The organism is Massilia phosphatilytica (assembly GCF_977014125.1).
In genome coordinates this window covers 1-7,878 of sequence record NZ_CDRNIL010000021.1, presented here as the reverse complement: position 1 = coordinate 7,878, position 7,878 = coordinate 1, and the positions used below count along the sequence as shown (strand labels likewise).

Annotated in this window: 7 protein-coding genes and 4 pseudogenes; 5 read left to right on the top strand and 6 right to left on the bottom strand. The window is 63.0% G+C overall.

The window, feature by feature from the left end; all coding sequences use genetic code 11:
- A pseudogene (gene mraW, locus ACWNCF_RS00775) lies at positions 1 to 222 on the bottom strand (16S rRNA (cytosine(1402)-N(4))-methyltransferase); the annotation flags it as partial.
- Positions 223 to 280: 58 nt separating this feature from the next.
- Positions 281 to 1,231, bottom strand: coding sequence for an AAA family ATPase (locus tag ACWNCF_RS00770; RefSeq protein WP_449405677.1), 951 nt, complete (start codon positions 1,229 to 1,231; stop codon positions 281 to 283).
- A gap of 473 nt (positions 1,232 to 1,704) precedes the next feature.
- On the opposite strand from ACWNCF_RS00770, the gene mraZ reads away from it, so the two are divergent.
- The 4 genes and pseudogenes from mraZ to ACWNCF_RS00750 form a co-directional block, all read left to right on the top strand.
- A complete protein-coding gene (gene mraZ, locus ACWNCF_RS00765; RefSeq protein ID WP_449405678.1) occupies positions 1,705 to 2,133 on the top strand; it encodes a division/cell wall cluster transcriptional repressor MraZ in 429 nt (142 codons plus the stop codon).
- Positions 2,134 to 2,141: 8 nt separating this feature from the next.
- Positions 2,142 to 3,101, top strand: coding sequence for a 16S rRNA (cytosine(1402)-N(4))-methyltransferase RsmH (gene rsmH / locus ACWNCF_RS00760; RefSeq protein WP_449405676.1), 960 nt, complete (start codon positions 2,142 to 2,144; stop codon positions 3,099 to 3,101).
- Positions 3,098 to 3,319: a hypothetical protein gene (locus ACWNCF_RS00755; protein ID WP_449405675.1), complete on the top strand. Its 222-nt coding sequence runs from the start codon at positions 3,098 to 3,100 to the stop codon at positions 3,317 to 3,319. The genes rsmH (ACWNCF_RS00760) and ACWNCF_RS00755 overlap by 4 nt, the downstream gene beginning before the upstream one ends.
- 53 nt (positions 3,320 to 3,372) lie before the next feature.
- Positions 3,373 to 4,581 (top strand): annotated as a pseudogene (locus ACWNCF_RS00750) (peptidoglycan D,D-transpeptidase FtsI family protein); the annotation flags it as partial.
- A 40-nt stretch (positions 4,582 to 4,621) separates the two neighbouring features.
- On the opposite strand, the pseudogene ACWNCF_RS00745 reads toward ACWNCF_RS00750, so the two are convergent.
- The 4 genes and pseudogenes from ACWNCF_RS00745 to ACWNCF_RS00730 all read right to left on the bottom strand — a co-directional run.
- Positions 4,622 to 5,591, bottom strand: a pseudogene (locus tag ACWNCF_RS00745) (peptidoglycan D,D-transpeptidase FtsI family protein); the annotation flags it as partial.
- Complete coding sequence (ftsL, locus tag ACWNCF_RS00740; protein ID WP_449405674.1) at positions 5,588 to 5,860, bottom strand: cell division protein FtsL; 273 nt, start codon at positions 5,858 to 5,860, stop codon at positions 5,588 to 5,590. The pseudogene ACWNCF_RS00745 and the gene ftsL, both read right to left, overlap by 4 nt.
- Positions 5,857 to 6,816 carry a 16S rRNA (cytosine(1402)-N(4))-methyltransferase RsmH gene (gene rsmH / locus ACWNCF_RS00735; protein WP_449405673.1) on the bottom strand — a complete coding sequence of 320 codons (960 nt, stop codon included), beginning with the start codon at positions 6,814 to 6,816 and terminating at the stop codon, positions 5,857 to 5,859. The genes ftsL and rsmH (ACWNCF_RS00735) overlap by 4 nt, the downstream gene beginning before the upstream one ends.
- A gap of 8 nt (positions 6,817 to 6,824) precedes the next feature.
- A pseudogene (locus ACWNCF_RS00730) lies at positions 6,825 to 6,955 on the bottom strand (division/cell wall cluster transcriptional repressor MraZ); the annotation flags it as partial.
- A gap of 55 nt (positions 6,956 to 7,010) precedes the next feature.
- Between ACWNCF_RS00730 and mraW (ACWNCF_RS00725) the strand changes: the two are divergent.
- Positions 7,011 to 7,598 carry a 16S rRNA (cytosine(1402)-N(4))-methyltransferase gene (mraW, locus tag ACWNCF_RS00725; protein ID WP_449405672.1) on the top strand — a complete coding sequence of 196 codons (588 nt, stop codon included), beginning with the start codon at positions 7,011 to 7,013 and terminating at the stop codon, positions 7,596 to 7,598.
- Positions 7,599 to 7,878 lie beyond the last annotated feature (280 nt).

The following is a 7,878-nucleotide window of genomic DNA, read 5'->3' as shown; positions in this document are numbered from 1 at the left end:
TTGACCATCGTCGCGAAGCTGTCGTGCACGATCGAAAAGCGCGGATCGTTCATCTGCCCGGCCGTCGCGATCGCCTGGAGATCCTTGTCGAAACCAACCAGGCGCCCCTCGGGCGCCAGTTTCGACAGGATCAGCGCGATGACCGCCGCGGCCGAACGTGCCATCTATATAGATGCAGCGCGGCGGCCGGGTCCGTGATTCGCGCCTGCCCATCCCGCCCATAGCATCGATCCCGGCCGTTAAAGGGCGATCGGGACGTGCGCGCAAGCGCCGGGGCGTTCTAAAACCCGATCCGCCCCTTGGCCGGCGTCGCCTTGAGCCGGATATCGTCGACAACGACGTGCGCGCGCCCGTCCGCCACCGCGTAGCCGAGGCCATCCAGCAAGGTCTTGCGCAGGTCGCGCGGCGAGACGCCCGCGAGCTTATCCAGCACCACGTCCCCGAGCAGCGGGTCGAACGCGGCCAGGTTCAGCTCGCGCAGCGGCCCGGCATACATGCGCTGGGCGATGCCGGCGGCCTGCTCGGGTGTCGGCTTCGGCACTTCGTAGACGGCCATCCGGTTCAGTAGCGGGTGCGGGATGCCTTCGGTGGAATTGGCCGTGAGTACCCAGAAGATTTGCGAGGCGTCGATGTCGACGTCGATGAATTCGTCGCGGAAGGCACTGGCCGTTTCCGGCTCCAGCAGCTGGTACAAGGCCGCGAGCGGGTCGGATTGCGAGGAGCCGGTCGCCTTTTCCACTTCGTCCAGTACGATCACGGGGTTCGCGAACTGGCCGCGCACGAGGCGCTCGGCCACCTTGCCGCACTTGGCGCCGCGCCAGCTGGCCGAGCTGCCCGTGATGACGAAGCCGGCCGACAGGGCGTTCATGCTGATCAGTTCGCAGTCCGTCTGCATGACTTTCGCCAGGCGCTTGGCGAAATGGGTCTTGCCCACGCCAGGGCCGCCCAGCAACAGGATCGGCATGACGTTGAACCCTTTATCTCCGGCATGAGCCAGGCGTAGATAGCGCGCCAGGTCGTCCAGCACTTCGTCGAAATTGGGACATTCCTCGAACAGCGGGTCGAGGGCGTCGATGGAAGAGGGCGTGGTGACGAAACGTTCGGGGCCGGTCTCGAGCATGCGTTCGTAGAAGGCTTCGAGTTCGGGCGAACGTCCGCGGCTGCGGTCGAGCGCGCCTTGCACCTCGTTGAGGTCGTACACGGTGCGGCTCCGGGCCAATGTGATGCTCATGGCGTTCTCCTGCGCGATAGTGCGGACTCACTTATAATGCCGGCTCCCCAACACCGCCAAGTGAGCCGAAACGGCTGGGTGATCGCCTTCGCCTTATCCTAATCCTCCCCGCATCGAACCGCAATTTCCTGTCGTGTTATGTGTGTTGCAATACGGCAACCTACCACCAGTCAAGACTTGTTCTTTATCAAAGGTAAAACACATGTGTGCAGATGAGGTAGCACATGCATTGTTTTACCTAAGTGCCTAATTTTGCTCGATATTTTTACTTGAGGTTGCGTCAAGTAAGTTCGCTAAGTCATTGGTTTCATTAGTAATTTCGCTGTTTTCTAAACGTGAATTCGCTTGACCACAGACAACGCTTCCTCTAAAGTGGGAAACGGTGGCAAAAAGTGCAGTTTTGTGGGAGATCGGTGGATCTCCCGGCGCCCAAAAATAATCAGACTGATAACTCTCCAAAACGTAGGTACAACGTGTTTCAGGGCGCGTCAGCGATCGACCTCGATGCAAAAGGCCGGATGTCAATACCGGCCAAGCATCGTGACGCCTTGATGCAGCAATGTGAAGGCCGTATGACGCTCACGAAACACCCGCATGGTTGCCTGTTGTTCTTCCCGCGCCCGGTGTGGGAAGAGCATCGCGAACAGATCGCCGCCTGGCCGATGTCGGCACGGGCGTGGCAACGTATTTTCCTGGGGAACGCCTGCGATGTCGAGATGGACGGCGCGGGTCGGGTGCTTATTTCGCCCGAGCTGCGCAATGCAGTTGGTTTGGAGAAAGAGGTCATGATGCTCGGGATGGGGACCCATTTCGAGATCTGGGACGCCGCCAAGCTGGCGGAAAACGAGGCCGAAGCCGTCGCGGGCGGTATGCCCGATGTCCTTTCCAATTTCTCCTTCTAAGGCGCCGCATGAATGTGACTCAGCCGGTGCCCGGTTTGCAGCATCGTACGGTGCTGCTGGATGAAGCAGTCGATGCGCTGGCCCTCGAGGGCGCGCGCGCTGCGGGTATTTATATAGATGGCACGTTCGGCCGCGGCGGTCATAGCCGGCTGATCCTGTCGAAACTGGCGCCCGAGGGGCGCCTGGTCGGTTTCGACAAGGATCTCCAGGCGATCGCGACGGCCGGGCAGATGAACGATCCGCGCTTTTCGATCGTGCACGACAGCTTCGCGACGATGGTCGACGCGATGGCGGCACGGGGCGTGCACCAGGTCGACGGCATCCTGCTGGACCTGGGCATCTCGTCGCCCCAGGTGGACGACGCGAGCCGGGGCTTCAGCTTCCGCAACGACGGTCCCCTGGACATGCGGATGGATACGACACGTGGCATCTCCGCCGCCGCATGGCTGGCCGAGGTGCCGGAGAGACAACTGGAAAAGGTGATTCGCGATTATGGGGAAGAACGGTTTGCTTTTCAGATTGCAAAGGCGATTGTTGCTCGCCGGGCAGTCGAGCCAATTTCAAGCACACGACAGCTTGCCGCAATCGTGGCAAACGCGGTCAAAACCCGGGAGAAAGGCAAGGATCCGGCAACCCGCACCTTTCAGGCTATCCGGATTTTCATCAATCAAGAGCTTGAGGACCTTGAAGCAGGTTTGAAGGCCGCCTTCGAACTGCTGGCGCCCGGCGGGCGCCTGTCCGTGATCAGCTTCCACTCGCTGGAAGACCGGATGGTCAAGCAGTTCCTGGCGTCCAAGGCCAAGGTCGAGCAACCGGACCGCCGGTTGCCGATCCGCGCCGTTGATCTGCCCCAGCCCTTGATGAAGTTGATCTGCAAAACCAAACCCTCCGACCTCGAGGTCGAGGCCAATCCGCGTGCCCGCTCGGCGGTGCTGCGCGTGGCCGAACGCCTGGGAGCGCGCGCATGACGGGCAAGATCAACGTCGTGCTGACCGCGCTCCTGGTCGGTTGCGCGCTGTCGGTCGTGAATGCGCGCTACCAGCGCAATCACCTGATCAACGACATCGAGAAAGCTGTCGACCCAGCAGCGCCAGCTCGAGGTCGATGCCGGGCTCAGCTCCAAGCTCGACCAGTCCACCCTCGGCAAGAACGAGCGCATCGAACAGATCGCGGCGCTCCGAGCTGAACATGGCGCCGCCTGAGCCCGGCGCGTACCCAAGACCCCACGGAAGGCGGCAAATGAAGGCCGGCGTCAACGGTTCCCGTGTCGCCGCCGCCGAAGGGCGTGGCGTTCTCCAAGAGCCCCGTGCTGGCCGTGCGCCTGCCGGACTGGCGTTCGCGCGTCGTCCTGTTCGTGCTGTTCGCGGCGTTCTTCGCGCTGGCCGGACGCGCGCTGTGGCTGCAGGGCGTCTCCAACCAGTTCCTGCAGAGAGCAGGGCGCGAGCCGCTACGAGCGCACGCTCGAACTGCCGGCCACGCGCGGCAAGATCTTCGACCGCAACGGCATCGTGCTCGCGTCGTCGCTGCCGGTAAAGGCGGTGTGGGCGATTCCCGAAGACGTCAAGCAATCGCCGCCGGACAAGCTGCGCGCAGCTGGCTCAGTACTCGACTGCCGCAGGCCGACCTGCTCAAGAAGCTCGATTCCGACCGCACCTTCGTCTACCTGAAGCGCCAGGTCGAGATGGACGTCATCGCCAAGATCGAAAAGCTCGGCATCGACGGCATCGACACCCGCAAGGAATACAAGCGCTACTACCCGCAGGGCGAAGTGATGGCGCACATCGTCGGCTTCACGAACGTCGAGGACGCGGGCCAGGAAGGCATCGAACTCGCGCAGCAGAAGAACCTCGTGGGCCGAAACGGGCAGCCGGCGCGTGATCAAGGACCGCCTGGGCCGCATCGTCGAGGACGTGGGCCTGTCGCGCGAGCCGCATGACGGCAAGGACATCACGCTGTCGGTGGATTCCAAGCTGCAGTACATCGCCTACAACAGCGTCAAGGAGGCGGTGGAGAAGTTCCATGCCAAGGCCGGCGCCGCCGTCGTGCTGGACGTGCACACGGGCGAAGTGCTGGCGCTGGCCAACTGGCCGACCTACAACCCGAACGACCGCTCGCACCTGACCGGCGAGCAGCTGCGCAACCGCGTCATCACCGACACGTTCGAGCCGGGTTCGACGCTGAAACCGTTCACCGTCGCGCTGGCGCTGGACAAGGGCCTGATCAAGCCGACCACGCTGTTCGATACTGGCAGCGGCCGTTACCAGACCAGGCGGCCACACGATCCGCGACACCCATCCGCACGGTGTCATCGACGTCAGCACCATCATCCAGGTGTCGTCCAATATCGGCACCACCAAGATTTCGGAACTGCTGTCGGCGCAGGAGATGTGGGAGATGTTCACCAAAGTCGGCTTCGGCCAGGCGCCGCGTTTCGGTTTCCCGGGCGCCGCCGTTGTCGAACAGCGTGGTCGGCTTGATCAGGCCCTTGTTCCAGCGCCAGCGCGACGGTGAACGGTTTCAGCGTCGAACCCGGCTCGAACGTGTCGGTGATGACGCGGTTGCTGCAGCTGCTCGCCGGTCAGGTGCGAGCGGTCGTTCGGGTTGTAGGTCGGCCAGTTGGCCAGCGCCAGCACTTCGCCCGTGTGCACGTCCAGCACGACGGCGGCGCCGGCCTTGGCATGGAACTTCTCCACCACCTCCTTGACGCTGTTGTAGGCGATGTACTGCAGCTTGGAATCCACCGACAGCGTGATGTCCTTGCCGTCATGCGGCTCGCGCGACAGGCCCACGTCCTCGACGATGCGGCCCAGGCGGTCCTTGATCACGCGCCGGCTGCCCGTTTGGCCCACGAGGTTCTTCTGCTGCGCGAGTTCGATGCCTTCCTGGCCCGCGTCCTCGACGTTCGTGAAGCCGACGATGTGCGCCATCACTTCGCCCTGCGGGTAGTAGCGCTTGTATTCCTTGCGGGTGTCGATGCCGTCGATGCCGAGCTTTTCGATCTTGGCGATGACGTCCATCTCGACCTGGCGCTTCAGGTAGACGAAGGTGCGGTCGGAATCGAGCTTCTTGAGCAGGTCGGCCTGCGGCATGTCGAGCAGCTGCGCCAGTGCGCGCAGCTTGTCCGGCGGCGATTGCTTGACGTCTTCGGGAATCGCCCACACCGCCTTTACCGGCAGCGACGACGCGAGCACGATGCCGTTGCGGTCGAAGATCTTGCCGCGCGTGGCCGGCAGTTCGAGCGTGCGCTCGTAGCGGCTCGCGCCCTGCTTCTGCAGGAACTGGTTGGAGACGCCCTGCAGCCACAGCGCGCGTCCGGCCAGCGCGAAGAACGCCGCGAACAGCACGAACAGGACGACGCGCGAACGCCAGTCCGGCAGGCGCACGGCCAGCACGGGGCTCTTGGAGAACGCCACGCCCTTGGCGGCGGCGACACGGGAACCGTTGACGCCGGCCTTCATTTGCCGCCTTCCGTCAGGTATTGGGTACGCGCCGGGCTCAGGGGCGCCATGTTCAGCTCGGAGCGCGCGATCTGTTCGATGCGCTCGTTCTTGCCGAGGGTGGACTGGTCGAGCTGGAGCTGAGCCCAGTCGACCTCGAGCTGGCGCTGCTGGGTCGACAGCTTCTCGATGTCGTTGATCAGGTGATTGCGCTGGTAGCGCGCATTCACGACCGACAGCGCGCAACCGACCAGGAGCGCGGTCAGCACGACGTTGATCTTGCCCGTCATGCGCGCGCTCCCAGGCGTTCGGCCACGCGCAGCACCGCCGAGCGGGCACGCGGATTGGCCTCGACCTCGAGGTCGGAGGGTTTGGTTTTGCAGATCAACTTCATCAAGGGCTGGGGCAGATCAACGGCGCGGATCGGCAACCGGCGGTCCGGTTGCTCGACCTTGGCCTTGGACGCCAGGAACTGCTTGACCATCCGGTCTTCCAGCGAGTGGAAGCTGATCACGGACAGGCGCCCGCCGGGCGCCAGCAGTTCGAAGGCGGCCTTCAAACCTGCTTCAAGGTCCTCAAGCTCTTGATTGATGAAAATCCGGATAGCCTGAAAGGTGCGGGTTGCCGGATCCTTGCCTTTCTCCCGGGTTTTGACCGCGTTTGCCACGATTGCGGCAAGCTGTCGTGTGCTTGAAATTGGCTCGACTGCCCGGCGAGCAACAATCGCCTTTGCAATCTGAAAAGCAAACCGTTCTTCCCCATAATCGCGAATCACCTTTTCCAGTTGTCTCTCCGGCACCTCGGCCAGCCATGCGGCGGCGGAGATGCCACGTGTCGTATCCATCCGCATGTCCAGGGGACCGTCGTTGCGGAAGCTGAAGCCCCGGCTCGCGTCGTCCACCTGGGGCGACGACATGCCCAGGTCCAGCAGGATGCCGTCGACCTGGTGCACGCCCCGTGCCGCCATCGCGTCGACCATCGTCGCGAAGCTGTCGTGCACGATCGAAAAGCGCGGATCGTTCATCTGCCCGGCCGTCGCGATCGCCTGGAGATCCTTGTCGAAACCGACCAGGCGCCCCTCGGGCGCCAGTTTCGACAGGATCAGCCGGCTATGACCGCCGCGGCCGAACGTGCCATCTATATAAATACCCGCAGCGCGCGCGCCCTCGAGGGCCAGCGCATCGACTGCTTCATCCAGCAGCACCGTACGATGCTGCAAACCGGGCACCGGCTGAGTCACATTCATGCGGCGCCTTAGAAGGAGAAATTGGAAAGGACATCGGGCATACCGCCCGCGCACCGGCTTCGGCCTCGTCTTCCGCCAGCTTGGCGGCGTCCCAGATCTCGAAATGGGTCCCCATCCCGAGCATCATGACCTCTTTCTCCTTCTAAGGCGCCGCATGAATGTGACTCAGCCGGTGCCCAGTACAGCATCGTACGGTGCTGCTGGATGAAGCAGTCGATGCGCTGGCCCTCGAGGGCGCGCGCGCTGCGGGTATTTATATAGATGGCACGTTCGGCCGCGGCGGTCATAGCCGGCTGATCCTGTCGAAACTGGCGCCCGAGGGGCGCCTGGTCGGCTTCGACAAGGATCTCCAGGCGACGGCCGGGCAGATGAACGATCCGCGCTTTTCGATCGTGCACGACAGCTTCGCGACGATGGTCGACGCGATGGCGGCACGGGGCGTGCACCAGGTCGACGGCATCCTGCTGGACCTGGGCATCTCGTCGCCCGGTGGACGACGCCGAGCCGGGGCTTCAGCTCTACCGCAACGACGGTCCCCTGGACATGCGGATGGATACGACACGTGGCATCTCCGCCGCCGCATGGCTGGCCGAGGTGCCGGAGAGCAACTGGAAAAGGTGATTCGCGATTATGGGGAAGAACGGTTTCCCTCAGATTGCAAAGGCGGGGCAGATCAAGCCGATTTCAAGCACACAGCAATCGTGGCAAACGCGGTCAAAACCCAGAAAGGCAAGGATCATTCCCTTTCAGGCTATCCGGATTTTCATCAATCAAGAGCTTGAGGACCTTGAAGCAGGTTGAAGGCCGCCTTCGAACTGCTGGCGCCCGGCGGGCGCTGTCCGTGATGGCTTCCACTCGCTGGAAGACCGGATGGTCAAGCGGCGTCCAAGGCCAAGGTCGGTTGCCGATCCGCACCATTCGTGTCCCCAGCCCTTGATGAAGTTGATTGCCGAAACCAAACCCTCCGACCTCGAGGTCAAGGCCGCGTGCCCGCTCGGCGGTGTGTAGGGCGTGGCGTAGCGGGCAAGATCAACGTCGTATTACTCATCGCGCTCCTGATCA

What these genes read in the sequence shown, in the direction of transcription:
- ACWNCF_RS00770 (WP_449405677.1), bottom strand. Translation starts at nt 1,231, where the DNA reads ATGAGCATCACATTGGCCCGGAGCCGCACCGTGTACGACCTCAACGAG.
- rsmH (WP_449405676.1), top strand. Translation starts at nt 2,142, where the DNA reads ATGAATGTGACTCAGCCGGTGCCCGGTTTGCAGCATCGTACGGTGCTG.
- ACWNCF_RS00755 (WP_449405675.1), top strand. Translation starts at nt 3,098, where the DNA reads ATGACGGGCAAGATCAACGTCGTGCTGACCGCGCTCCTGGTCGGTTGC.
- ftsL (WP_449405674.1), bottom strand. Translation starts at nt 5,860, where the DNA reads ATGACGGGCAAGATCAACGTCGTGCTGACCGCGCTCCTGGTCGGTTGC.
- rsmH (WP_449405673.1), bottom strand. Translation starts at nt 6,816, where the DNA reads ATGAATGTGACTCAGCCGGTGCCCGGTTTGCAGCATCGTACGGTGCTG.